The organism is Xanthomonas sp. WHRI 8932A (genome assembly GCF_035012785.1).
GTDB lineage: Bacteria > Pseudomonadota > Gammaproteobacteria > Xanthomonadales > Xanthomonadaceae > Xanthomonas.
This window is the reverse complement of the sequence record NZ_JAYGQQ010000010.1, coordinates 166,474-189,961: the sequence shown is the minus strand read 5'-3', so window position 1 is coordinate 189,961 and position 23,488 is coordinate 166,474. Positions and strand designations below refer to the sequence as shown.

Below are 23,488 nucleotides of genomic sequence, written 5' to 3'. Positions count from 1 at the left end.
CCTGTGCGCCGACGGGGTCATTGAGCGAGCGGCAGCCAAATCCAGAGGGCGACGAGCGTGGCCAACAGGACCGGGGGCGTGAGGATTAGCCCTACCTTCATGTACTGTCCCCACGTGATCCGTTGGCCCTTGCCGGCGAGGACGTGCAGCCACAGCAGGGTCGCGAGCGACCCAATCGGAGTGAGCTTGGGGCCAAGGTCATTGCCCACGACGTTGGCATAGATCATCAATTCGCGGGTGGCGGCCGGAAGATTGGCCCCATCGATGGCCAGCGCGCCCACCAGCGTCGCGGGCATGTTGTTCATGATCGAAGCGAGGCCCGCCACTGCGAAGCCGGTACCGATCGTGGCCACAAAGGTTCCCTGCGCCGCCAGCCACTCAAGCACCGCACTTGCCGCCTTTGTCAGCCAGGCGTTGCCAAGCCCATAAACCACAAGATACATGCCAACCGAGAACAGCACGATCTGCCAGGGCGCACCGCGCAGAATCTTGGTCAGGGCCATGGTTGCGCCTCGGCCGCCTGTCGCCCAGCGACCTGCAATTGCCATCAGCACCAGCGCAGCCACACCCGTCACCAAGGCGATCGGGACGCCCAGCGGCCCGGTTACGAAGTAGGCAACGAGCAGTAATGCGAGCAGGGGCAAAGCGGCGCGGAAGACAGCCTTGTCGCGGATCGCTTGATGCGGTGCTTCAAGATCGTGGACCGGGTAGGTGCGAGGAATGTCGCGGCGGAACCAGAGCCACAGAACGATCAGCGTGGCGCCGACCGACACCAAATTCACCGGCACCATGACCGCTGCGTAGCGCCCGAACGAGACGTCAAAGAAGTTCGCGGTGACGATATTGACCAAGTTCGAGACAACGAGCGGCAGGCTGGCCGTATCAGCGATGAAACCGCATGCCACAGTGAACGCCAGCGCACTCGCAGGCGGGAAGTTCAAGCGCAACAGAATGGCCAGGACAATCGGCGTCAACAGGAGAGCCGCGCCATCGTTGGCGAACACTGCCGCGATCGCAGCGCCCAGCAAGACGATCAGCGGAAAGAGCTTCCGACCATTGCCGCCGCCCCAGCGGGCCACATGTAGGGCAGCCCATTCGAAGAAGCCGGCCGCGTCTAGGATGAGCGAGATGATGATGAGTGCGACGAAGGTGAACGTCGCATCCCAGACTATCCCCCACACCGTGGCGACGTCACCCCAACCGACGACGCCGGTGGTCAACGCTACTGCGGCGCCGGCGAGTGCCGACCAACCGATACCGAATCCGCGCGGCTGCCAGATGACGAATACAAGGGTGACGATGAAAATCGCGAGGGCAAGCATGAAGCGCTCCGACAAGGGTTAGATGGAGCGCTGATTCACGCGCTTGGACAGTTCTTCGGCGCTCTCAACACGCTCGGAATAGCGATCGGTCAGATACGCTGAGCGTCCACGCACCAGCCAGGTGAACTTCACCAACTCCTCGCATACGTCAGCAACGCGCTGATAGTACGCAGACGGCTTCATGCGCCCGTCCTCATCAAATTCCTGGAAGGCCTTGGCCACCGAGGACTGGTTCGGGATGGTGACCATGCGCATCCACCGGCCGAGTACGCGCAGCTGGTTTACCGCGTTGAAGCTCTGCGAGCCGCCGGACACCTGCATCACCGCCAAGGTTTTGCCCTGTGTTGGGCGCTTGGCGCCGTCGACCAGAGGAATCCAGTCGATCTGCGCCTTCATGATTCCGGTCATGGCGCCGTGGCGTTCGGGGCTGACCCAAACCATGCCTTCGCACCAGTACGCGAGTTCGCGCAGCTCACTCACCTTCGGATGATCCGGGGTGGCTCCGTCAGGCAGTGGTAAGTCGTGCGGATCGAAGATCCGCACGTCGCAGCCGTACCAGCGCAAGAGTCGGCCGGCTTCTTCTGCCAGCAGCCGGGAATAAGAGCGTTCCCGCAGCGATCCATAGAGGATGAGGATCCGCGGTGGGTGCCTTGGGTCGCCGGGCCCAGCTAGTGCGTCAACGTCGATCGGTGCAAGTTGCGTTGCGTCGATGCTCGGCAGATCTACGGCAATGCGATCAATCACGTCGACGCCCCGGCTGCGGTCACGATTTCGCCGTCTTCCTTGGTGAAGGAGGACACCGGGTTGTCCAGCAGCGCGAGCACCTTTTCGGACGGTCGGCACAGCGCCACGCCCCGGTCGGAAACAACGATGGGACGGTTGATCAGGATCGGGTGCGCCATCATCGCGTCCACCAGTTGTTCGTTGGTGAGCGCGGGATTATCCAAGCCCAGCTCAGCGTACGGTGTTCCCTTCTGGCGCAGGAGCTCACGAGGGGACATGCCCATCGCGGCGAGCAGCTCGACCAGCTTCTCGCGCGTGGGCGGCGCCTGCAGGTACTCGATGACCACCGGGTCTTCACCAGACTGGCGCATCATTTCCAAGGTATTCCGAGACGTGCCGCAGGCCGGGTTATGGTAAACCGTCAGTGTCATGATGATCGCCTCAAGCCACGTCGGGTCGGGGTGATGAGGTGCCCTCGAACTTCCCGATTTCGCCCACCTGCGCGGCCAAGCTCGTCCGGGTTAGCGTGTGGATAGGAAGTGCGACGAACGCCTTGATGCGGTTCTCCATGTACACCAGCGCCTGCCGAAAGGCGGCGCGCTGCCACATGTCCCCGCGCGCTTCTCGGCTCGGGTCTTCGATGCCCCAATGCGCAGTGATCGGTTGTCCTGGCCACAGTGGGCAGGCCTCGCCGGCTGCCTGGTCACAGACGGTAAAAACGAAATCCATGGTCGGGGCGTCTGGCACGGCGAACTCGTCCCACGCCTTGGAGCGCAGCCCCTCGACTGGATAGTCGGCCTGACGCAGCGTTTCGATTGCCAACGGGTGGACCTCTCCCTTGGGATGGCTGCCGGCAGAGAACGCGTTGAATCGGCCATCGCCGATCTTGCGAAGGACGCTCTCGGCCAGTATCGAGCGGGCTGAATTTCCGGTGCATAGGAACAGGACGTTAAACGGCTGAGGAAAGCTCATGCGCAGGTCTCCGCGGTACAAGGAGTGACGAGGTTATTGAGGGCGCCGCAGATGTCCGGATTCCCGGAACAGCAGTCCTCGGTGAGGAATTCAAGAAGCTGACGCATGTCTTCGTAGCTGGCGGCGTACAGGACATGCCGCCCGTCGCGCCAAGAGCGCAGTAGGCTCGCCCGCTCCAAGGTCGCAAGGTGGAAGCTCATGCGCGGTGGCGGAATCGCGAGCGCCTCGGCAATTTCACCCGACGGCATGCCGTTGGGGCCTGCGCGGACAAGCATCCTGAATGCGGCCAGGCGGTCGGAGTGGGCGAGAGCAGACAGCGCTGAGACGGCAGAGTCATCGTTCATTCGCCAATTCTACAACGATCCTTGTAGGATGCAATCATGAGGGTGTCGCCACCTATCAAGCCAATTATTTCTGGGCCCGAGGACCGCCAATGCCAAAAAATTCCAACGCTTCTCTATGTGCTTGCCCTGGCAGGGACATAGAGCTGATGCCCCGGCAGCGTACACACGCCGGCGTACACAAATGCCACGCTTTGCCGCGCCCGGGTAAAGGCCACGTAGTATTTCGGTGGCGCAGTGATACGCGCCGCATCTGCCGTGCGCAGGTACTGCGTCAACGGCCCGTTGGGGAAGATTAGTACCCGGGGATAGGTGCGGCCCTTGCACTGCCCGAAGTTCACCGCAGGCAGTCCGTCGCAGGATTGCCGCCGGTCATGCCGAAGCACGGTAGGGGCAAACTCCTGCATGTACGCAGCAACGTCCCTGGGAGCGACGAGGTAGATGCCGTCGTGCCCCGTGACCTCGCCATTGCCTGATTCGGTGCGGGGCATCTGCGGATAGAGCGTGTCGGCCATATCGCACAGGGCTTGGACGCAGCGCAGACTGATGAGACGGTGGTCGAGCTGGCATAAGCCGTCCGACTCCCAGATCTGGAACAACGCCGCCAGGTTCGGCCCGCGATATTGACTGTGCCTTTGCGCATAGTTGGTGGCATACGTAGCTTGGCGCGTATCACCTACCAACGTAATGGCGATAGCGCTCTTCAGCAGCAGTTCGACCAGATCCAGATCGTAGCCGGCGAGGTCCTGGACCTCGTCGATGTAGAGCTCGTCGTACATGGCCGCCAAGCGCGCCATCACTTGACCTTGGGTCAGCTCATCGCAGCGCACAGCAAAGTCGGCCGCCCGGTCGGAGTACATCCGGTTACCGGCCAAATAGTGTCGCGCGACCTGGGTGCGCGGGGCCCGGTTGTTGGTGACACCTTCCACGAACAGGATCGTTTCGATGCGAGGCTCAGGGCACAGTGCCGCCTGATACGGACGGATGCACTCGCGCAGCAGAAAGCCATACCAGCTGTGCAGGGTGACATGCGCGGGGACCGCGCCGGCATGGGCCTCAAACGAGCGCCGGATCTCTTCAATGTTTTCCAGCGTGTATGTGACGATCGCAATGCGGCGCAGCGGCCGCTCCAAGGCCTGCCGGACCAGCAGCGTGGTCTTGCCAGAGCCTGCCGCTGAGAGCAGTACCCGGTTAGGCGATGGCACGCTGGACATAGTCCGGGAACCTGATCGAGTGCGGGCTGTTGAAGATCGCCAGGGCCGTATCAGTCTTGTGGCCTTTCATGTACTTGAGCAACGCCACCTCATCGGCGAATGACTTGTCCAGCACAGTGTTGAGCTTGGCCACGGAATTGGCTTTTATCAGCTGCTCTTCCAGCGACGGGGCGCTTTCGTCGGAATCGTAGTAGATGGCGTTGGGATAGTCGGCATAGCGTTCCTGCACAACGGCGATATCACCATCGTTGTCGGTGATCACCTTGGCTTGAATTCTCAGCCGATCCGCAATCTGTAAGAAGCGTTTAAACGCCAACGACTTGACCGAGATGATGTCCACGCCATGGGCCAATGGCGCCACGCCGTGGTGATCACGGTAGGCACGTTGCACGATCAGCTCATCGGACGGGCCTTCCACCAGGATCGCCTGTTTGGCCAGGATCAGCCGCAGCGTGTCATGGCCAGGCAGCTTCATGAAATAGTCGTGCGTATCGGATGGCAGCTGGTCCAGCTTCATCTGGCCCTGCGCGCTGAACAGGATCACGTTGTCCACGCCCAGCTTGTTCAACACAAAGCTGCTGTGGGTGGCGATGATCACCTGCTGGGCGGTGGAAAGCGCCGCAATCTTGTCGATCAGCTGGGTCATGCTGGAGAAGGACAGATGGTTCTCCGGTTCCTCGATCAGCAGCACGTGGGCCGCCCCGGCCGCGTGCATCGCCAGCTTCATCTTCACCGCGCTCTGTTCACCCTTGCCGGCTTGGGTGAACGGGAGCTCATCCAAGTACGGTGACAAGCTGGTTTCCCACGTTGAGCGCGGCGATGTGTCCACCCCCACCGTGAGCGCCCGGTGGCTGATGTCCCCGGTGTGCTCAGTGAGGTAGGCGTTGATCGCTGCCACATCGGCTTCTTCGGAAAAACTCTGCCGCATGCGGCGGAAGCTCAGCGACAGCGAGACGCGTTGCGCTGGCGTCAGTGCCTGCTCGATGATGCCGGCGATATAGCGATCGGCACCGGACAGAGTCTTGATGCCGTGCGTGTCGATGATGGTGGAGTCAAAGGGAATACTGCGGGCGGTGACGCCATTGTTGGCGAAGGAGTACCAGCGCACCGTGTAGTACTCCACCGGCAGGCTGACCGCGCCCCGGTGCTGCTGCAGGTAGGCGCTGAACTCCTCGCGGTAGTCGTCGTTGAGCTCAACCAGCAACCGGATGCCGGCGGTGTCTTGGCGCAGCGAGTTGTTGGTGCCGCGCAACGAGGCCAGCGCGGCGTCGCCGCCCAGATAGGCTTCGATGGAAATCCGCGGCGGCGATGCCGGCGTCCCTGCAGCAAGCGTCGCCAAGTACTCCCGCACCGTGGGCTGGTGAAACAGGTGAGGCGTTAGCTCGTAGGCAAGATTGCGCCCATGCAACTGCCCGGTGACCACCGCGTGGATGGCCTCCAGCAGGGTGGACTTGCCGACCTCGTTGTCGCCCACCACCAGGTTCATGTGGGCGTTGAGCGGCAGGTCCAGATGCCGAAACGACTTGAAGTTGTCGATGACGATACGTTCGATCGGCATGCACAGTCCTTTGATGACCAACGGGCTCGGTGGCGGAGCCTGGCCGCACCCTGGCTGGTCTCCTTTCCGCTCTGGGCCATACTACCCAGCGATCGCCGGCCTTGGGCGGTTTCGTACTGCTTTGACGGCTCGAAATGGCGGAAACGCCTGTCACGCGGGATAATTCAATATTATCCCGCTTGATGTTTTGGTCGCTGGCTCGGCCTTCTTTGGCGTTGAGTAGTACGTAATTACATGGTATGTAATACATTACGAAATAACCGGAGAGGACGCATGGCTCGGTCTGGCTTGTACAAAAGCGATGTGCAACGTGCCCGGGACAGCCTCCGGGCCGAAGGCAAGAACCCCTCGGTAGACGCCGTCCGCGTGGCGCTGGGCAACACGGGGTCCAAAACCACCATCCACCGCTACCTGAAGGAGCTGGAAGAGGAGGACGGGCAAGGCGTAGGCGCCAAGATTGCCGTCAGCGACGCCCTGCAGGACCTGGTGGCTCGTCTGGCCGAGCGGCTGCATGCCGAGGCCGAAACCGTGGTCGCTCAAGCGCAAGAGCGGTTCCAGGCCGAGCTGCACGAGCGCACCCAAGCCTTGGAGCAGGCCCGGCAGGAGACCGGCAATCTCAGCGCGCAGCTTCAGCGCACCGAGACGCTGCTACAGACAGAACGCCAGGCGAGTGAAGTGGCCAGGGGCGAAGTGGCCAGCCGCACCACCGAACTGGCCCAGCTGGAGGAGCGCATTGCCGGCCTCACGGCGCGGCTGGCAGAGCACGAAAGCCACGCGCGCTCCCTGGAGCAGAAGCATGAGCATGCCAGGGAAGCCCTTGAGCACTACCGCACATCGGTCAAAGACCAGCGCGAGCAGGAGCAACGCCGGCACGAGCACCAAGTGCAGGAACTACAGGTCGGCCTGCGCCAGGCCAACGAGGCATTGACCGCCAAGAACCATGATCTTGTGCAGCTCAACCGGGAAAACGGCCAGTGGCTTGAGCGTCATACTCGACTGGAAAAGGAGGTGGCGCAGCTGCGTCAGACCATCCAGACGCAACAGGGCGAGCTCGATACGCTGCGCCTGACGGCGGCCGAACACCAGGCGCTGCAGGTGCGCTGGGGCCAAGACGCTCAGAGTTTGGACACCGCTCGGCAAGACCTCGCACAAGCCAGAACCGAGCTGGCCCAGGAGCGCGAACGACGCGAGCAGGCCGAGGCGGAAACGCTGCGCGCCACCGTGCGCCTGAGCACCTTGGAGCCGCTGTTGGCCCAACTACAGCCGGCCAGTGCCGGCGGCAAAGGCGCCAAGCGGATCTCATCGGAAGAGACGCCGGCGCCATAGCCTGCGAAGAGAACACCCGGCGCAACGATCGCAAGGAGCTTTGCCATGAGCGTAGTCACCACCACGCCCCCTGAAATCACCCGTGCGGTGCGGCGCTTAACCGATTCGGTCGTGCGCGGCGCAGAACCGGTGTATCTCGATGTACAGCCGGAAGCCGACGCGATCGTGCACGAGTGCTTTCCCAACGTGCAGGCCAAGGTCGCGCGCGACGGTGGTCAGATGCTGTGCGGGTGGCAGCTGTGGGAATGGCCGCACGTGCTGGTTGAGGCAGAATTCCATGCCGTGTGGGTCAGTCCCGCAGGGGAAATGGTCGACATCACGCCAAAGCCTGAAGGTGAGACACGCATTCTCTTTGTGCCGGATCCGCGAAGACGCTACGAGGGCCTGGCCATCGACAACGTCCGCATGCCATTACGCGATGACCTGCTGATCAAGCACTTCATCCAGATGTCCGAAGCGATCGTACGGGTGATGAACCGTGGCGAGCGCGCATCTCAGTATGGCGAAGTGAGCGTTCCGGCCAATGAAATCCAGCCTCTTCTGCAGGCCAGAGACTTTCTGGGTCAGTCACTCGGTGCGGGACTGCGCGAACATACGCCGTGCCTGTGTGGCAGCGGCAGCAAGTACAAGCGCTGCCATGGCGCGCAAGTGGAGCGGTTCTTCCGTCGTTGACGGTGGTGCCCCTGGTCGGAATCGAACCGACGTGTACGCGCTTATCTGGCGCGTGCTCTCACCGGGGTATAAGGCCGGCGCTCTGACCAACATGAGCAACAGGGGCGTGATCGATCGATGCGATCACGCCGGTATTCGAGGGTCGAGCTGGCTCAGGCGGTTCATGGGGCAAGCATACCGGGGATGGACGCCATGGCGCTATGCCCGGGCGCGACGGTAGGAGTGGGCCCACGCCGGAGCAGGGATGCGGTCGGTCGCCACCAGCCAAGCCATCCGCAAGGCCTGCGCATCCACCAAGGCATGGTGGCGCCTGGCCCTATGTTCCGGATGGGCCGCGAACCAATCTTCCACCAGCAATCCCGGAAGGCCTTCCTTGGACATGCGCGTCATCACTGGGGCCGGCCGGGGGCCGCACGCAGCAACCTGGTCATCAGGGAGCTCAAACCCATCCAAGGCATACCTCAGCAGCTGAAGGTCGTTCGGGAAATCCGCCATCACAGCCGGCGCGTCGGCCTCGCTGAGGAAGGCGCGCAGTTCGGTCGTCAGGGCGGCATCCGGCAGGGCCGCGCTGCCGCGGTCTAGCAGCGGGTAGACGCTTTGACGAACGAAATCGGTAGGGCTTTCGGGCAGATCGGCTCGCTCGGCATAAAAGTGGCGATCACCGTCCTCGTTCACGAGCGCCAGGCTCACCAGCTCGCTGCCGGTTACATCGGCCCACTCGGTGTCTAAAAAATAGTAGGTGGTGGCCATGGTTGAATGGTGCCACAGCTTCCGGGGAGGGCCGGGCCCAGAAGTGCGGCCGAGGGCGGAATTTCACCTGTCCATCAACCGGTTAGCGAAGATCTGGCCGTGTTTGTAACGATTCCCTGCCAACCCTCAGAAAGCACCGTGCGCTACCTAGGCATCGAGGTCGACGACGCCCCAGAGATCGCCGAGCAAACGGATGTCTAAGCCCAAGAGGCCACTCCTCGACCGGCAAGGTCGAGGAGTGGCCAGAAGAAGAAGTTCAGAAAGTGCTGCGAGACCTCGCCCGAAAGAGGGAACTTCAGGAGGTTCCTACTGATCGCTTCGCAACCCTGAGCATCCCTTCCGGCCACTGCACTCCGATCAAACGTTTGGCCCGGCCTCGCGTACTCCGTGATGGCTAGGATCAGCACGATCCACGCCAAGGCCTGGACCTTTGCCGCCAGCATGGCACCCGCCTGAGTTCAGGCGCCGGGCCAGCCAAGCCAAACGCGATGCCACGTCTGCTCCCGGCGATGTCGTGGGTCTGCGCTCTACTTGAAATGATACAGATCGGTCTATATCATCCGCGGCGAATCCACCGCCGGAGTGATCATGAGCAAGGTTCGCGAGCGCATCCTTGATGTCGCTACCAATCTCTTCTATCGGCAGGGGATTCAGGCGGTCGGCGTGGACGCCATCATCAGCACCGCGGAAGTCGCCCGCATGAGCTTCTATCGGCACTTTCGGTCGAAGGAAGGTCTGGCGTTGGCAGTGCTGGAGCGGCGCGACGAACGACTCTGCGCCTGGTTCGAGCAGGAGGTCGAGCGCTTGGCGCCCGATGCAAATCTGCGGCCGCTGGCAGTGTTCGACGCCTTGGCGATGCGCCTGGCCAGCCCCGACTACCGCGGTTGCGCCTTCCTCAACACCATCGCCGAGACGCCGCCGCCCAGCCACGCACTGCATCGGGCTGCGGCTGCGCACAAGCACCGCTTCGAGGCCTACTTCGCCCGTTTGTTGCGAGCGGCCGGGCTGGACGAAAGCGCAGCCGGCGATCTCATGCTGCTGTTCGACGGGGCCGTGGTCACCGCGGTTCGCGAAGGAAATCCGACCCCCGCCACGCGGGCAAAAAACATGGCGGCGCGGGTGCTCGGCATCGCGCCGGCGAACTGAGTCAGTGTCTTACTGAGAGAGTAGTTATGTCTGCGGAAGTTGCGTCGCAAGACCCGGTCGCTCGCGGCGAACGGTTGTTGCAGTTGGATGTGCTGCGCGGTCTGGCCTTGTTCGGCGTGCTGCTGGTCAATATCGGTTACTTCTGCGGTGCCGATTTGGCGCGGGAAGCCGGGGTCGCCTATCCGCTGGGAGACTTCGGTGGCTTGGCCGGCGACCTCGTTAGGGTGCTGTTGGAGAACAAGGCGGCGGCGCTGCTGTCGATCCTGTTCGGTGCTGGTCTCGCCATCCAAGCCGATCGTGCGTCCGAAAATGGTCAGTCGCGCTGGCCGTTTGCGCTGCGTCGCAGCGCGGTGCTCGCCCTGCTGGGCAGCGTGCACACGTTCTTGTTGTGGAACGTCGACATCCTGCTCGACTACGCACTGATCAGCTTGATGGTTCTGCCCTTCCTGCGGCTGTCGGCCGGCCGGGTGTTGTGGACGATCCCGGTTGTGCTGATCGTCTCGGCGGTGATTGCCGGTCCGATGCAGGCGCTTGCAACGGATCTGCCGCCGGCGCAAACCTACACCCTTGGTCTCCAGCACTACGGGCAAGGTGGGTGGCTCGACGCCCTGCAATACCGATGGTGGGAAACGCTGCATGTGGTCGGCCCGATGCGTATCGCCAATCGCTTCGTCATCCTGGCGCCGTTCTTCATCGTCGGCGTTGCGGCCTGGAAGAGCGGATGGCTTTCGGCGCCGGACGCGCATCGGCGCCGGCTGCGGCAGGTCTTCGTGCTCTGCTTCAGCTTCGGGCTGGTGGCCAACGCAGTGCCGCAGGAGGCGCTGCATGCCTGGGTGAATCAGCTTGCGCTGCAGCCGCTGCGTGTCTTGATTAAGGCGACCTTCTTCTTCGCCAAGTTCGCGCTGACCCTGGGCTATGCGGCCGGCATCCTGTTGCTGCTGCAGCGATCACGCTGGCGCGTGTGGCTGGGTGTGTTCGCGCCGCTCGGTCGCATGGCGCTGACCCAATACCTGCTGCAGTCGCTGGTCTGCACATGGATCTTCTACGGCTTCGGTCTGGGCCAGTACGGGCGGATGCCGCTCGACCTGGCGCTGGCGCTGGGCGTGCTGCTGTTCGCTATGCAGGTGATCAGCAGCCGCTGGTGGTTGGCGCGCTTCAGCATCGGCCCGGTGGAGTGGCTGTGGCGGCGATTGAGCTACGGCGGCATTCGCCAGCGCCCACCGGCGCTCGCAGCGGCCGGGGCTGAGGCTGAACAGGCCCGAAGCCGGTAGCGTGGGTGATGCCGCGTCGCGGCATTAGCGCCGTGTTTTTTGCGCCTGTCGGCGTGGTGGTGTGCGGGCAGATTCAGCGCCATGAGCGCGTCGCTGCGGCCGCCGGCGTCGACAAGACCAAGGCACTGCTGTTGTTTGGTTTTGCCAGTGGCGGGCGCCGACGCAGCGAGATCGCGGCGGCTGACTGCCAGGACCTGCGCTGCATTGGCGAAGACGCTTTGCAGGCGGGGTTAAACGGGGACTTTGGCGGTCACAGCCTGCGCTCGGGCTTTATCACCTAGGGCGGTCGCCAGGGCATCGCCCTGCCCGCCCTAATGGCGCTGAGTTGCCGGGGTTGCCCAGGCCTGCTGTTGCCAACTGCGAGAGCGACTATGTAGACGACCCGACGCCGATCTACACGCTCCTCCCGACACTCTCTGTCAACGATGCCTCCCAGAGCGCCGATCTGCTCCTTGGGCAGGTTGATCGCGCCCGGAGCGAAGCTGAAATCGCGCCTGCGATAAAGTCCGTGATTGCATTACCTCTGAGATCCACGGCGACTGAAGCCGCGATTGCGCAGCGCCTGACGAAGATGCTGGTACGCGCGCGGGGCGATGACGCCAGTTTCACTGCAACCGAGCTGAGCGTCGCGTCGGACATCCAACTGGCTCTTCAACGCGTTGAAAGCATCCCTGGTGTCCACTCGCAGCTGCGGTCAAGCTATCGCGACTATGTTGAGGCGCACTTGTCGGCCCCTCGTTGTGCTGCGAGCCTGGCTGGCAATCATCGGCTGCTTGAACAGCGTTTCGTCGCGGAGCTACCCAATGATCGGATAAGCGAGCCCGCATCTCCAGCTCCATCGAAAGAGCCGGAAGTGGATGCAGCGGTGTCTCTCATCCGGCAAGCGGGTTATAACGTCCGGACCCAGCTGCTCGGGTATGTCGGGCAGGAACCACTACGTGACACCGCGCTAGCCGCTGCTTCCAAGGAATTCCTTGATCAAATCGAGACCGGCCCGCTGCGCGAGGCGGCGGCCTCCGATGGCACCGGCCGTATACAACGTGCACAACTGATAGAGACTCTCAGATACCTTGAGTACGCACCCGCCGGGGGCACGCGTGAGCGTGGCTTTGCGTTACTCGATGGACTACTCGACGGAGCGCACTACCAGCGCGACCATGACGTCTGGTTCGGCGATCTCAAACGCGTTGCGGATCAGTCAATGCGTTGGCATGACCGAGAGCTGAGGCTGCGCCATTTGCCAGCTAGCACCACCCCTGTAATCCGAGTCTACGCAATGCTTATGCAGCGCAAAGAATTTCCATAGCCGTCTTGAGGCGTGTTATGAACTTTGAAAACGCGTGGCTGTCATTTAAAGCATCTGACCTACCCCGTCCGTTGAAGCTTTTCACCAAGGCGTTATCAGTGGCTGTGCCACGCCAGAAGAGGTCCAGCTCCACTCCGTTTTCATACGCCCACCTATCCATCGCTCTGCCGGCAAAAACTTACTCCCCTTGTCCACCTTCATCTGATACGCCCAGGGTTTCCTAGACATCTCAAGGCCATGGAAAATGGCTGATTCGGCGGTGTCCATGAGCAGCAAGCGGTATACGGATGAGTTCAAGATCGAAGCGGTCCGGCAAGTGTCCGATCGTGGATTCAAGGTGGCAGAAGTCGCCGAGCGACTGGGTGTCACCACGCGCAGCGTCTACGCCTGGCTGCGCACAAGTTTGGCAAACCTGGCGCGCTCACCGTTGGGCGAGTCAGCACGTGCAGACTTTCGCTTACAGAAGCCGGGCACCGCTTCTATGCACAATCCCGATACCAATCAGTGCACATACAGATCCAAGCAGTCCCTAAAGCGCAAAGCCGATTACTGAGACGTCGAGTACGGATGCCGCTGCAGAAGATGTGACTGGATGCCCGTCTGGTCGGCAGCGAAGGTGCCTGCAAGCGCTGCGATAGCGACGAACGCCAAGGTAGCGAGCGTAAATGCGCCGATCATAATCTCGAACGCATAGAACGCACCTGCCAGCGGCGTGGCGCATGCGCATTACTGCCCCCTATGCCTCGAGACGACTGAAGCGCTTGATCCGTTCGACACCAGCGTCTGCAGCAGTACGGTGAGGTCTTCGCGCATAGACATGCGAGCCCCTTAGTGGCTTGAGCGTGACATTTCAGCTCAGGTCTACTAGTTGACGGTTCGCCTCCCCCGCTCGCTACCCGTCCAGCGAGAACGCGCGCCGCCAGTCGCGCGGGCTCACCTGGAATGCCCGGTTGAAGCTTTGGCGGAACGATACGGCCGTGCGGTACCCCGATCGTTCCGCCACCTGATCGATGGACAGCGAGGTGGACTCGAGCAGATCCTTCGCCCTGCGCAGGCGTTCGGCATCCAGCCAGCTGCCGACCGTCATGCCGGTCGTCTTGAGGAAGCGACGGGTAAACGATCTCCGGCTCATGGCGACACGTTCGGCGAGTTCATCCAGCGAATGATCGCGCTGCAGGTTTTCGCGCATGTAGTCCAACAATCGGCTGAGCAGTGCATCCTGCGGCGAGGCTGGTATCGGCTGGTCGATGTATTGGGATTGGCCGCCTTCGCGGTGCGGCGGCAGGACCATCATGCGGGCGATACGGTTTGCCTCGCGCGCACCGCAGAGCTTCCTGACCAGATACATGCAGCAATCCAATGCCGCCCCGCTGCCTGCCGACGTCACAATACGGTCTTCGTCGACGTACAGGGCATTCATGTCGAGCGTGACTGCCGGAAAGCGCGCGTGGAAATCCGCTTCGGCGAGCCAGTGCGTTGACGCGGCATGTCCGTCAAGCAAGCCTGCGTAAGCAAGCGCATAGGCGCCATAACACAGGCCAACGACGTGGGTGCCACGCTGGTGGGCCGCGATCAGCTTGGCGCTCAGCGCGGCACTCGGTGCGTGATCCAGATCGGCCCAGCCGGGGATGATCACCACCTCGGCCTGGTCAAGCAGTTCCAGTCCGCCGTGAGGTATCACCGCCACCTGCCCACCCGATAACGTGACCCCTCTCCGCTCCGCGGCAATCCGCAGCTGGAACAGCGGCGGGTCATCTGCATGCACGTCGAAGATCGTCAGCGGGACCGACAGTTGGAAGGTGCTGACGCCTTCGGGCGCTACCACGACGACGCGGATGGGCCCGCTACGTTGCTGGGATGAACAGTGGCTGGCCATGGCCCGATATCATCTATGTTGGTCTTTCGGGCCACTATACACAGCTTCGCGTCCGCCTCAATCTGGGCGCCATCCGCTCACCTTGAGAGAACCACATGAAACTCCCGTCCCTTGCACTTGCCACGGTGTTGGCTCTGGGTATCCAGACCAGCGCAAACGCGGCAGTCCCGGCATCCCCTACCACCTCGATCCAGCAGATCCGCAATGCCACGGCCAAGATCACCTATGGCGACACCGTGCTGCTGGTGGACCCGATGCTGGCGGCCAAGGGCGCCTATCCCGGCTTCCCGGACACTTATCGCAGCGAACTGCGCAATCCAACCGTCGACCTCCCCTTCGATGTGGGCCAGGTGCTCAAAGATGTGGATGCCGTCCTGCTGACCCACACCCATCTTGATCACTGGGACCCCGCCGCCGAAACGCTGATCCCACGGCAGATGCCGATGTTCGTCCAGCATGAGGCGGACGCCGCCCTGCTGCGCGGCAAAGGGTTCGCTGATGTCCGTATCCTCCCTGCGCACGCCACCTTTGGCGGGGTAAAAATTTCGCGCATCGCCGACCAACACGGCACGGCAGCCATGTTCCAGGTGGAGCCGCTAGCAAAGCTGCTCGGCAGCGTGACCGGCTTTGTGTTCGAGAAGGCCGGTGAGCCGACCATCTACCTCGCCGGCGATACCGTGTGGACCGACGACGTACAGGACGCGATCAAGCGCTATACCCCGGATGTCATCGTGCTCAACACGGGCGATGCGCGGATCAAGGGCTTTGATGCCGGCATCATCATGGGCGTGGCTGACACCTCGCGTGTCCATGCGCTGGCGCCGAAGGCGAAGATCGTCGCCGTCCATATGGATGCGGTGAATCACATGACCGTCTCCCGCGCAGACCTGCGCCGCTACGTAAGTGAGAAAGCCATCCAGGACAGCGTGCTGATCCCTGAAGATGGCGAAACCCTCAACTTTTGAACGAGTACAACATGAACATTGCACTGATCGTTGTCGATATCCAGAACGACTACTTCGCGGGCGGCCGCTTCACGCTGGAAAACAGCGAACAGGCCCTGATCGCAGCGCTAGACGCAGTCGCGAAGGCCAAACAGGCTGGTGACGTAGTCGTGGGGATCCAGCACATCGCGCCTAGCGATAGTCCATTCATGGCGAGAGACACCCAAGGTGCCGAGCTGCATCCCGCCATTGCGGAGGCGCTGGAGGGCTGCCCGGTGATCGAAAAGCATCAAGCCGACAGCTTCCTTGGCACTACGCTGGGCGCAACACTCGCGGCCCGGGATGTCTCGGCCATTCGACTGGTAGGGATGATGACCCAGCACTGCATCACGCATACGGCACTGTCGCCGGACGCAGCGGGCTTTGACGTCACGATCATCGGCGCGGGCTGCGCTGCGCCGACCGCGGTGATCAGCGGTATCGCGCTCTCCGGACTGGCCGGGCGCTGCAACGTAGTCTGAGGTGTGCCGGGGCGCCTGTGGAAGGCAGGCGCCTAGCAGTAGCGAGCATGCGAGCACTGCAGTGACGCCTCTGCAGCCTCTACGCAACCCGCGCATGCGCCTGACGTTGACGGAACGTTGCAGGTGTACGGCCCACCTCGCGCTGGAACAACCTGATGAAGTTGGGTGTGTCGCTGAAACACAATTGTTCAGCGACCTCCAGTGACCCACCGACGACGTGCCTCGCCCTGAGTAGTGGTCGGGTTTAGAGTCTGGAGTTGATGATATCGGTGTTTGCTAAATGTTGGGCATAGCGGCCGGCGTCATGCCGCCGATTGCCTTCTTGGGTCGTTGCTCGTTGTATTCGCATCGCCAGCGTTTGATCTCGGTGCGCGCATGCAGCAGTGTTGGGAACGGTTGTTCGTTGAGGCATTCGTCGCGTAGCCGGCGTTTGAAGGATTCGACGTAGGCGTTCTGGTTCGGTTTGTCTGGCTGGATCAGTCGCAACTGCACGCCACAGGCATGCGCCCAGACGACCATGGCCTTGCCGCAAAACTCCTTGCCGTTGTCGGTACGAATGACCACGACCGTGCGCCAGCCGGTTCAGCGCACGCGTCACGCCACGGCCCGAAATTGCGTGCTCCACCTCGATGACCACTGTTTCGTGTGTCGCGTCGTCCACGATCCCCAGACACTTGATCACCCGACCCTCGGCAGTGCGATCGAACACGAAGTCAATCGGTCATACCTGGTTGGCCTGCGCTGGCCGCCGATATGGCTTGATTTTTTACTTCTGCGATATCTTTATTCTCTAGCTTGGTGTTTGCAAGTTAGCAGTCTAGAACAACCAACTTTGATCTTTGAAATGCAAAAGGCACGACTATGATGACAACTGTAGTTGACGTGTCGGTATGTCCATACATGTCGATTTGGCAGCGCCATGAAAGCCAAATTCAGTGAAACCTATGGCAATCCATAATCTACTTCTTGCTGCCCTGCCCTACCATTTGCATGCTCGCGCTTCACTCTGTCAAACGAAGCACTAAGCGAAGCGACTAGATCAGTAGCTGTTCGTTTCAATCCTCATCATCCTCGCGCTCCATCCGTACAAAAACCTCTATGTCACGCGCCCCAACTTTCGGGCAAGAGCAGTCTGTCGCTCAAGCGTCCACACGCCGGTTGACGAGTAGACGCTGCTTACAGAGAGCATTGCTAGCGCTTGCTTGATTCGTTGCCAGCGTCAACGCAGCAATACAGCGCCGTCATAAAAGCATTTCAAAATCGTCATTTGCCGCGCTTAAGGTCGCACCAGCGGCGAGGTCCTCGCCGCATCTTGGGGGCGCCTTTCATATGGACTTGCGAGGTATGGCGATGCTCAGTGTGCTGGCTGTCAGCGCACCGGACGCTACTGCCATGGAGCCGGTGGAAGATGCGCATTTCGACATCCTGGCTTACCAGGTTGTAGGCAATACTCAGTTACAGAACGTGCAAGTCGAGCGTGCGGTCTATCCGTTTTTGGGTCCACAGCGCACCGCCGCCGACGTCGAACAGGCGCGTGTTGCACTCCAAGGCGTTTATGAGGCCGCAGGACTGGCAACGGTGGCGGTCAGCGTTCCCGAGCAGGATGCGGCCAGCGGTTTGGTCACGTTGCAGGTCACCGAGCAACGCGTCGGGCGGGTGCGTGTAGTGGGCGCGGACTACTATTCGCCGGACGACGTCATCCGTGGTGCGCCATCGCTGGCCGAAGGCAGCGTGCCCAACTTCAAGGACGTGCAGCGCGATATCGTCGCGTTGAATCAGTTGCCCGACCGGCGTGTGACGCCACAGGTCCAGGCGGGTGCGCAGCCGAATACGGTTGATGTGGATCTGGCTGTCGACGACGCATTGCCGCTGCACGGTTCGCTTGAACTCAATAACCGCAAGAGTGCCAACACCTCTGAACTGCGGCTCAGTGCGGCAGTGCACTACGATAATTTGTGGCAGCGCGGTCATAGCCTGAATGTTTCTGCGCAGACCGCGCCCCAGAATCCTGACGATGCGCGGGTGTATTCCGCCTCTTATCTGGCGCGCTTTTCAGACTCGCCGTTCTCGTTGCTGGGCTACAGCGTACGCAGCGATAGTGAGGTGGCCGCGATCAACAGCTACAACGTGATCGGCAACGGGTCGCTGTCCGGGTTACGCCTGATCCGCGCGCTCCCCAATGGCACTGGATTCTTCCATTCGTTGAGCCTGGGAGTGGACTACAAGGACTTCAAGGAAGACACGGTGTTCGGCAGCGACCGTAGCTCGGCACCGATCCGGTATGCGCCGTTGAGCGCAGCCTACAACGCGAGCTGGGTGAACGCGCGCAGCACCAGTGCGCTGACCTTCACCGCCACCGCCAATCTCCGCGGGGTGGGCGACGATGCCCGCCAGTTCGATGCCAAGCGCTACCGCGCACGCCCAAACTTCATGCACCTGCGGGCAGATGGGTCGCAGACCCGGACGCTGGGCGAAGACATTCAGCTCTACGCGCATGTGCAGACGCAGCTCGCGGCAGAACCATTGATCAGCAACGAGCAATTCAGCCTGGGCGGCCTTGACAGCGTGCGCGGCTACGACGAGAGCCAGGCCTTGGGCGACTTTGGCGCAATCGGCCAGTTGGAGCTGCGCAGCCCCTCGTTCGCATCGGCTGCAGCAAAGCTAGTGCAGGAGGCACGCGTGTATGCGTTCGTCGATGGGGGCTACGCACGCATCCGCGATCCGCTGCCTGAGCAACGGGTTAGCGAAACCCTGATCAGCGCTGGTTTGGGATTCACCTTCAAGGCCGTGTCGCATCTCAACGGCGCGGTGGATCTCGCCGCGCCGCTGTCGCGCCCGGATGGACGCAAGCCGGACGATCTCAATGTGCTGTTTCGGCTCTGGGGCGAGTTTTAAGCCGGACGCAATCAACTTTTCAGTGGGGTAACGCGTGAGCAGATTACGGCTGTATGTATTCGTCGGTTTGATGTTGGCGGCACTGCCTGCCATGTCGGAAACGTGGTGGGACGCGAAATGGAGTTACCGCGCCAAGGTTTCGCTCAACACCACATCGACCGGCGCGGCGGTCGAGCAGGCACCTGGACGCGTGCAGGTGCTGGTACGGCTGCATTCGGGAAATTTCAATTTCACCGATGCCAAGCCGGACGGCAGCGATATCCGGTTTATTGCAGGCGATGACCGCACGCCACTGAAATACCACTTCGAGAAATACGATGGCCTGGTCGATCAGGTTGCGCTGGCATGGGTGGACCTGCCTGCCCTGCCCGCCAATGCGATGACGCCGCTGTTTGTGTATTTCGGCAATCCAGAGGCGAGTACCGGCGCGGATGCAAAGAAGTCTTACGACGCCGACACCCTGGCGGTGTACCACTTTGCCGATGCGCAAGGCGCCGGCCAGGACACCACCGCTTATGCCAACAACATTGCTGCACCGTTGGCACTGGCCGACACGGCGCTCATCGGCTCTGGCCTGCGCCTGGATGGCACCGCTCCGGTGTCGGCGCCGGCCTCCGCATCGCTGACGTTGCCTGCCAACGCTGCATTCACGTTCTCTGCCTGGATCAAGCCGGCCACGCCTGACGCGTCCGGGGTGCTGCTGGCGCTGCCGGGTGCACTGAACGTGCTGCTGGAAAAAGGCACCGTGGTGGTGGAGTCGCGCAGCGGCGCACGGCTGGCAAGCGCCGCGCCGTTGGTGGGCGATGCATGGTCGCATCTGGCGGTGCGTGCCGATGGCAAGCAACTGGCGCTGTACCTCAATGGGAAGAACGTGGGCGAAACCGCGGCGACGGTTCCGGCGGCGACCGCCGGGCTGATGCTCGGAGGAGAGCCGGGCACGACGCGGCCCAACTTCATCGGTTTGCTGGACGAGGTCGAACTGAGCAAGGTTGCGCGCCCTGTCGGCGCAATCGAGGCGGCAGCACGCAGCCAGGGCGTGGATGCGCGTCTGTTGACGTTCGAGCCGGTGGAGCAGCGCGCCGGTGAAGGCGGACATGGCTACTTCGGCATCCTGCTCAATGCGCTGACACCCGATGCCTGGGCGGTGATCTGCATTCTGGGTGTCATGGCGTTGATCAGCTGGTGGGTGATGGTGCGCAAGGGGCTGTACCTCAATGCCACTGCCTCTGCGAATGCACGCTTTTTAGGCGCGTTCCGGCAGCAGGTGGCGCAGCATCCGTTGCATGCGCCTAGCTGGCAACAGCTACATGCAAGCGGCCCGTTGAATGGCGCTCGATCCAATCTGGCGCGGCTATTGAATATCGGATTGGAAGAGCTGCGCGGGCGTCTTGCCGCCAGCGGTACCTCGGTGGTGCGCACACAGTCGATTGCGGCCATTCGCTCGGCACTGGATGCCGCAGTGGTGCGCGAAGGACAACGCATCCACAAAGGCATGGTGTTGCTGACCATCGCCATTTCCGGCGGCCCGTTTCTCGGTCTGCTGGGCACCGTGGTGGGGGTGATGATTACCTTTGCTGCGGTGGCTGCCGCTGGCGACGTCAACATCAATGCCATCGCGCCCGGTATCGCGGCGGCATTGCTGGCCACGGTGGCAGGGTTGGCCGTGGCCATCCCTGCCCTGTTTGGCTACAACTACCTGCTCAGCCAGGCCGATGCGGTCGCGGCGGACATGCAGGTGTTCGTCGACGAACTCGAAAAACGCATTGCCGAAGATTACGCCGGCGATGCACCCGCACGCGTGCAGGGAGGCTGAGCGCGATGAAGGTCCAGGGGCGTAAGCCGTACGACGACATCAACATCACGCCGATGCTCGATCTGGCCTACGTGCTGTTGGTGATCTTCATCATCATGACGACCGCCGCGGTGCAAGGCATCAAGGTGGACCTGCCGAAGGCCAGCGCGGCCAAGCCCTTGTCCGAACCGAAGACCAAGGTGATTGCGATCGACAGCAACGGCCAGGTCAGCCTGGACGCGGTGCCGGTCAGCATGGACGAGCTGGAGCAGCAGCTACGCAACGCGGTGGCCAACGATGCCGAGCTGCCGGTGATGCTGCGCGGCGACCGCACCGTGCAGTACGAAAAAATCATGGCGGTGCTGGATCTGTGCAGCAAGCTGGGCATCGGCTCGATCGGTCTGGCGTCGCAACGCCAGCCTGCGGGCTGAGCACGCGGCGATGGATGCCTTGGACCCCACACAGCCGTTGCAGGAAACCACCGGCGTCGGGCGCTGGCGCAAGCTGGCCATCGTGCTGGCGGTGCTTGCGCTGTTGGGGTGGCTGGTCTCGCTGGCACTGCGCCCTTCTACCGCGCCACCGCCGCGCGCGGCACCGCCGCGCATCACCCATGTGACGCTGCCGCCCCCTCCTCCGCCACCGCCGCCACCCAAACCCGAGTTGGATCCACCCAAGCCGCAGCCGCGCATGCTGGACAAGCCGATGGCCGCGCCGGATCCGTCACCGCCCAAGCCGGCGGAAGCGCCCCCCGGCGATCCGCTGACCGCCGCCGCCGGACCAGGCGACAACCCGTTCGGCCTGCAGGCCGGCAATGGCGGCGGCACCCGGATTGGCGGTGGCGGGGGCGGCAGTGGTAGCCCGTTTGCGGCATATGCGGCATCGGTGCAGCGCGCCGTGCAGATGCTGTTGCAGCGCGACGAGAAGACGCGCAAGGGCCGCTACCGCGCCACCGTGGCGGTGTGGCTCAACAGCGACGGCAGCATTGCGCGCACCCGCGTGATCGCATCTGCAGGCACGCCCGAACTGGACGCGGCCATCGCCCAGGCGTTGCAGAACAAGCCCCTGCCCCAGCCCCCACCCGCCGATCTCCCGCAGCCCATCCAGTTGCGGATTGGCGCGCTCGCACCCGGTTGACGTTCCCCTCTTTCAGGAAGCTCGTGCATGACTGCCCCGTTCCCGCCACGTCGCGTTACCCGCCTTGCGTTGTGTCTGCTAGCGATCGCCGTTCCCGGCGTGTGCATGGCGCAAGGCGCCAGCGTGGTAGATCCTGCGCGCATCAGCCCGCAGGTGACGCTGCGCCTGATCGATCTGCTGGTGGCCAAGGGCGTGATGACACGCGACCAGGCTGATGCGTTGATCCAGGAGGCGGCCACCTCGATGACGGCCGATGTCACGCCGCCGCCGGCCGGCTTGCCGTACCAGACCCAGCCGGGCGCGATCGTGGTGCCGTATGTGCCCGAACCGGTGCGCGCGCAGATCAAGGACGAGCTGCGCAGCGAAGTGACTGCGCAGGCCAAGCGCGAAGGCTGGGCCACACCGGGCGCATTGCCGGAATGGACTCAGCGCCTGCGCCTGTATGGCGATCTGCGTCTGCGCGGTGAAGGCATTTTTTATCCCGACGACAACTACGGGTTCTTCCCCGACTTCACCGAGATCAATGCGGGTAACGGCTTCGATGTAGTCGGCACCGGCAACGCGCCGTTTCTCAATACCTCGCGCAATCGCAGCCGCATGCGCATCCGTGCGCGGCTCGGCGTGCAGGCGCAGATCGCCGACTGGATCACCGGCGATATCCGCCTGGTCACCGGTGCCGATCGCGGCCCGGTGTCGACCAACCAGACCCTGGGCGGCGGCGGCAACCTGGCCAAGGAGCCGATCTGGCTGGACCGTGCCGCGCTGGTTCTGCAGCCCATGCGCGATCTCGACCTGTCGTTCGGGCGCTTTGCCAATCCGTTCTGGAGCAGCGAGCTGGTGTTCGACGAAGACATCAACTTCGATGGCATCGCCGGCCGCTATGCGTTTGCGCCACAAAATGACTTCGCACCGTATGTCAGTGCAGGTGTGTTCCCGGTGTACAACACCGACCTGGATTTCGGCTCGACCAACACGCTCAAGACCCGCAGCCGCGACAAGTGGCTCTATGGCGCCGAACTGGGCGCGCAGTGGCGCATGCACGACGACATCGCACTGCGCATGGCCTTCAGCTATTTCCAGTACGACCAGTTCGAGGGCAAGCGCTCCGGTGCCTGCCTTGCACCCACCGCCAATGACAACTGCGATACGGACGGCTCGCGCCCGCAGTTTCAGCAGTTCGGCAATACGCTGGTGCCCATTCGCAACATCGTCGCCGACCCCGCCAATCCGGCCGGCCCGCAGCTGCAGTACTACGGTTACGCCAGCAAGTTCGGCATTGCCAATCTGCACGCGCAGCTTGAACTAGCGCAATTTGATCCGGTCAAGCTGCTGATCGAAGCGGACCTGGTCAAGAACACCCGCTACCACGCAGAGCGCGTGCGCTCGCTGGGCCCGGTCAACAACCTTGGCAATGGTGGCGCCTTCGACGGCGGCGACCACGGTTATCTGCTCAATCTGCTGGTCGGCCAGCCACGCGTGACCGAGGCCGGGCAATGGAATGCGTCGATCGGTTATCGCTATCTCGAATCGGATGCGGTGCCCGATGCATTCGCCGACTCGGACTTCCACATGGGCGGCACCAATGCGCGCGGCATGATCCTGGGCGGCGCCTATGGCCTGGCCCGCAATACCTGGCTGTCGTTGCGCTGGCTCAGTGCCAATGAAATCTCCGGCCCACCGTATGCGGTGGATGTGTTGCAGCTGGACCTGAGCGCGGAGTTTTGA

General features: G+C 62.5%; 23 protein-coding genes, 1 tRNA gene and 3 pseudogenes. 14 read left to right on the top strand and 13 right to left on the bottom strand.

What is annotated here, in order from left to right:
- Nucleotides 1–17: 17 nt before the first annotated feature.
- From VC212_RS17355 to VC212_RS17325, 7 genes are all read right to left on the bottom strand, one after another.
- Nucleotides 18–1,322, bottom strand: coding sequence for an arsenic transporter (locus VC212_RS17355; protein WP_064539994.1), 1,305 nt, complete (start codon nt 1,320–1,322; stop codon nt 18–20).
- Nucleotides 1,323–1,340: 18 nt separating this feature from the next.
- Entirely contained in the window at nt 1,341–2,066 is a 726-nt protein-coding gene (gene arsH / locus VC212_RS17350; RefSeq protein WP_068832866.1) for an arsenical resistance protein ArsH, read from the bottom strand.
- Complete coding sequence (gene arsC, locus VC212_RS17345; RefSeq protein ID WP_081275031.1) at nt 2,063–2,476, bottom strand: arsenate reductase (glutaredoxin); 414 nt, start codon at nt 2,474–2,476, stop codon at nt 2,063–2,065. The genes arsH and arsC overlap by 4 nt, the downstream gene beginning before the upstream one ends.
- A gap of 10 nt (nt 2,477–2,486) precedes the next feature.
- Complete coding sequence (locus tag VC212_RS17340) at nt 2,487–3,017, bottom strand: arsenate reductase ArsC (protein WP_064539830.1); 531 nt, start codon at nt 3,015–3,017, stop codon at nt 2,487–2,489.
- Complete coding sequence (locus VC212_RS17335; RefSeq protein ID WP_064539828.1) at nt 3,014–3,361, bottom strand: metalloregulator ArsR/SmtB family transcription factor; 348 nt, start codon at nt 3,359–3,361, stop codon at nt 3,014–3,016. The genes VC212_RS17340 and VC212_RS17335 overlap by 4 nt, the downstream gene beginning before the upstream one ends.
- A gap of 113 nt (nt 3,362–3,474) precedes the next feature.
- On the bottom strand, nt 3,475–4,572 hold the full coding sequence (locus VC212_RS17330; RefSeq protein ID WP_064539825.1) for a UvrD-helicase domain-containing protein: 1,098 nt from the start codon (nt 4,570–4,572) through the stop codon (nt 3,475–3,477).
- Nucleotides 4,550–6,130, bottom strand: a complete 1,581-nt coding sequence (locus tag VC212_RS17325) for an AAA family ATPase (protein WP_064539823.1) — start codon at nt 6,128–6,130, stop codon at nt 4,550–4,552. Before VC212_RS17325 ends, VC212_RS17330 begins: the two co-directional genes overlap by 23 nt.
- A gap of 273 nt (nt 6,131–6,403) precedes the next feature.
- Between VC212_RS17325 and VC212_RS17320 the strand changes: the two genes are divergently transcribed.
- Together VC212_RS17320 and VC212_RS17315 are read left to right on the top strand one after the other, a co-directional pair.
- Nucleotides 6,404–7,456: a DNA-binding protein gene (locus VC212_RS17320; RefSeq protein WP_323526475.1), complete on the top strand. Its 1,053-nt coding sequence runs from the start codon at nt 6,404–6,406 to the stop codon at nt 7,454–7,456.
- A gap of 45 nt (nt 7,457–7,501) precedes the next feature.
- A complete protein-coding gene (locus VC212_RS17315) occupies nt 7,502–8,128 on the top strand; it encodes an SEC-C domain-containing protein (RefSeq protein WP_323526474.1) in 627 nt (208 codons plus the stop codon).
- 3 nt (nt 8,129–8,131) lie between these two features.
- Here VC212_RS17315 and VC212_RS17310 read toward each other — a convergent pair.
- Nucleotides 8,132–8,234 (bottom strand) — tRNA-Ile (locus VC212_RS17310).
- A 92-nt stretch (nt 8,235–8,326) separates the two neighbouring features.
- Nucleotides 8,327–8,878, bottom strand: coding sequence for a hypothetical protein (locus VC212_RS17305; protein WP_323526473.1), 552 nt, complete (start codon nt 8,876–8,878; stop codon nt 8,327–8,329).
- Nucleotides 8,879–9,466: 588 nt separating this feature from the next.
- Here VC212_RS17305 and VC212_RS17300 point away from each other — a divergent pair.
- The 4 genes from VC212_RS17300 to VC212_RS17285 all read left to right on the top strand — a co-directional run bounded on the left by VC212_RS17300 (nt 9,467) and on the right by VC212_RS17285 (nt 12,601).
- Nucleotides 9,467–10,024, top strand: a complete 558-nt coding sequence (locus VC212_RS17300; RefSeq protein WP_053069772.1) for a TetR/AcrR family transcriptional regulator — start codon at nt 9,467–9,469, stop codon at nt 10,022–10,024.
- Nucleotides 10,025–10,140: 116 nt separating this feature from the next.
- Nucleotides 10,141–11,295 carry a DUF418 domain-containing protein gene (locus VC212_RS17295; RefSeq protein ID WP_323526511.1) on the top strand — a complete coding sequence of 385 codons (1,155 nt, stop codon included), beginning with the start codon at nt 10,141–10,143 and terminating at the stop codon, nt 11,293–11,295.
- A gap of 8 nt (nt 11,296–11,303) precedes the next feature.
- A complete protein-coding gene (locus tag VC212_RS17290) occupies nt 11,304–11,576 on the top strand; it encodes a hypothetical protein (RefSeq protein ID WP_323526515.1) in 273 nt (90 codons plus the stop codon).
- 44 nt (nt 11,577–11,620) lie between these two features.
- Entirely contained in the window at nt 11,621–12,601 is a 981-nt protein-coding gene (locus VC212_RS17285; RefSeq protein ID WP_323526472.1) for a hypothetical protein, read from the top strand.
- Between the two features lie 43 nt (nt 12,602–12,644).
- On the opposite strand, the pseudogene VC212_RS17280 reads toward VC212_RS17285, so the two are convergent.
- Nucleotides 12,645–12,796: pseudogene (locus VC212_RS17280) on the bottom strand (IS3 family transposase); the annotation flags it as partial.
- A 70-nt stretch (nt 12,797–12,866) separates the two neighbouring features.
- Between VC212_RS17280 and VC212_RS17275 the strand changes: the two are divergent.
- Nucleotides 12,867–12,998: pseudogene (locus tag VC212_RS17275) on the top strand (transposase); the annotation flags it as partial.
- A 149-nt stretch (nt 12,999–13,147) separates the two neighbouring features.
- On the opposite strand, the gene VC212_RS17270 reads toward VC212_RS17275, so the two are convergent.
- On the bottom strand, nt 13,148–13,279 hold the full coding sequence (locus VC212_RS17270; protein WP_323526471.1) for a hypothetical protein: 132 nt from the start codon (nt 13,277–13,279) through the stop codon (nt 13,148–13,150).
- A gap of 214 nt (nt 13,280–13,493) precedes the next feature.
- Nucleotides 13,494–14,477, bottom strand: a complete 984-nt coding sequence (locus VC212_RS17265; protein ID WP_323526470.1) for a helix-turn-helix domain-containing protein — start codon at nt 14,475–14,477, stop codon at nt 13,494–13,496.
- 95 nt (nt 14,478–14,572) lie between these two features.
- Between VC212_RS17265 and VC212_RS17260 the strand changes: the two genes are divergently transcribed.
- Nucleotides 14,573–15,442, top strand: a complete 870-nt coding sequence (locus VC212_RS17260; RefSeq protein ID WP_323526469.1) for an MBL fold metallo-hydrolase — start codon at nt 14,573–14,575, stop codon at nt 15,440–15,442.
- Between the two features lie 11 nt (nt 15,443–15,453).
- Complete coding sequence (locus VC212_RS17255; RefSeq protein WP_323526468.1) at nt 15,454–15,942, top strand: cysteine hydrolase family protein; 489 nt, start codon at nt 15,454–15,456, stop codon at nt 15,940–15,942.
- A 244-nt stretch (nt 15,943–16,186) separates the two neighbouring features.
- On the opposite strand, the pseudogene VC212_RS17250 reads toward VC212_RS17255, so the two are convergent.
- Nucleotides 16,187–16,690: pseudogene (locus tag VC212_RS17250) on the bottom strand (integrase core domain-containing protein); the annotation flags it as partial.
- Between the two features lie 596 nt (nt 16,691–17,286).
- Here VC212_RS17250 and VC212_RS17245 point away from each other — a divergent pair.
- Genes VC212_RS17245 through VC212_RS17225 form a run of 5 tightly spaced genes read left to right on the top strand, consistent with a single transcriptional unit; the run spans nt 17,287 to nt 23,488 of the window.
- Entirely contained in the window at nt 17,287–18,837 is a 1,551-nt protein-coding gene (locus VC212_RS17245) for a ShlB/FhaC/HecB family hemolysin secretion/activation protein (RefSeq protein ID WP_323526467.1), read from the top strand.
- 34 nt (nt 18,838–18,871) lie between these two features.
- A complete protein-coding gene (locus VC212_RS17240; protein ID WP_323526466.1) occupies nt 18,872–20,650 on the top strand; it encodes a DUF2341 domain-containing protein in 1,779 nt (592 codons plus the stop codon).
- A gap of 5 nt (nt 20,651–20,655) precedes the next feature.
- Nucleotides 20,656–21,060, top strand: coding sequence for a biopolymer transporter ExbD (locus VC212_RS17235; protein ID WP_115527826.1), 405 nt, complete (start codon nt 20,656–20,658; stop codon nt 21,058–21,060).
- A 10-nt stretch (nt 21,061–21,070) separates the two neighbouring features.
- Entirely contained in the window at nt 21,071–21,763 is a 693-nt protein-coding gene (locus tag VC212_RS17230) for a TonB family protein (RefSeq protein ID WP_323526465.1), read from the top strand.
- Between the two features lie 27 nt (nt 21,764–21,790).
- Nucleotides 21,791–23,488 (top strand): putative porin, encoded by a 1,698-nt coding sequence (locus tag VC212_RS17225; RefSeq protein WP_323526464.1) that lies wholly within the window; start codon nt 21,791–21,793, stop codon nt 23,486–23,488.

Bases quoted from the DNA above. Each gene is read 5' to 3' on its own strand.
- VC212_RS17355 (WP_064539994.1), bottom strand. From the start codon at position 1,322: ATGCTTGCCCTCGCGATTTTCATCGTCACCCTTGTATTCGTCATCTGG.
- arsC (WP_081275031.1), bottom strand. From the start codon at position 2,476: ATGACACTGACGGTTTACCATAACCCGGCCTGCGGCACGTCTCGGAAT.
- VC212_RS17340 (WP_064539830.1), bottom strand. From the start codon at position 3,017: ATGAGCTTTCCTCAGCCGTTTAACGTCCTGTTCCTATGCACCGGAAAT.
- VC212_RS17335 (WP_064539828.1), bottom strand. From the start codon at position 3,361: ATGAACGATGACTCTGCCGTCTCAGCGCTGTCTGCTCTCGCCCACTCC.
- VC212_RS17330 (WP_064539825.1), bottom strand. From the start codon at position 4,572: ATGTCCAGCGTGCCATCGCCTAACCGGGTACTGCTCTCAGCGGCAGGC.
- VC212_RS17325 (WP_064539823.1), bottom strand. From the start codon at position 6,130: ATGCCGATCGAACGTATCGTCATCGACAACTTCAAGTCGTTTCGGCAT.
- VC212_RS17320 (WP_323526475.1), top strand. From the start codon at position 6,404: ATGGCTCGGTCTGGCTTGTACAAAAGCGATGTGCAACGTGCCCGGGAC.
- VC212_RS17315 (WP_323526474.1), top strand. From the start codon at position 7,502: ATGAGCGTAGTCACCACCACGCCCCCTGAAATCACCCGTGCGGTGCGG.
- VC212_RS17305 (WP_323526473.1), bottom strand. From the start codon at position 8,878: ATGGCCACCACCTACTATTTTTTAGACACCGAGTGGGCCGATGTAACC.
- VC212_RS17300 (WP_053069772.1), top strand. From the start codon at position 9,467: ATGAGCAAGGTTCGCGAGCGCATCCTTGATGTCGCTACCAATCTCTTC.
- VC212_RS17290 (WP_323526515.1), top strand. From the start codon at position 11,304: ATGCCGCGTCGCGGCATTAGCGCCGTGTTTTTTGCGCCTGTCGGCGTG.
- VC212_RS17270 (WP_323526471.1), bottom strand. From the start codon at position 13,279: ATGATCGGCGCATTTACGCTCGCTACCTTGGCGTTCGTCGCTATCGCA.
- VC212_RS17265 (WP_323526470.1), bottom strand. From the start codon at position 14,477: ATGGCCAGCCACTGTTCATCCCAGCAACGTAGCGGGCCCATCCGCGTC.
- VC212_RS17260 (WP_323526469.1), top strand. From the start codon at position 14,573: ATGAAACTCCCGTCCCTTGCACTTGCCACGGTGTTGGCTCTGGGTATC.
- VC212_RS17255 (WP_323526468.1), top strand. From the start codon at position 15,454: ATGAACATTGCACTGATCGTTGTCGATATCCAGAACGACTACTTCGCG.
- VC212_RS17245 (WP_323526467.1), top strand. From the start codon at position 17,287: ATGGCGATGCTCAGTGTGCTGGCTGTCAGCGCACCGGACGCTACTGCC.
- VC212_RS17235 (WP_115527826.1), top strand. From the start codon at position 20,656: ATGAAGGTCCAGGGGCGTAAGCCGTACGACGACATCAACATCACGCCG.
- VC212_RS17230 (WP_323526465.1), top strand. From the start codon at position 21,071: ATGGATGCCTTGGACCCCACACAGCCGTTGCAGGAAACCACCGGCGTC.
- VC212_RS17225 (WP_323526464.1), top strand. From the start codon at position 21,791: ATGACTGCCCCGTTCCCGCCACGTCGCGTTACCCGCCTTGCGTTGTGT.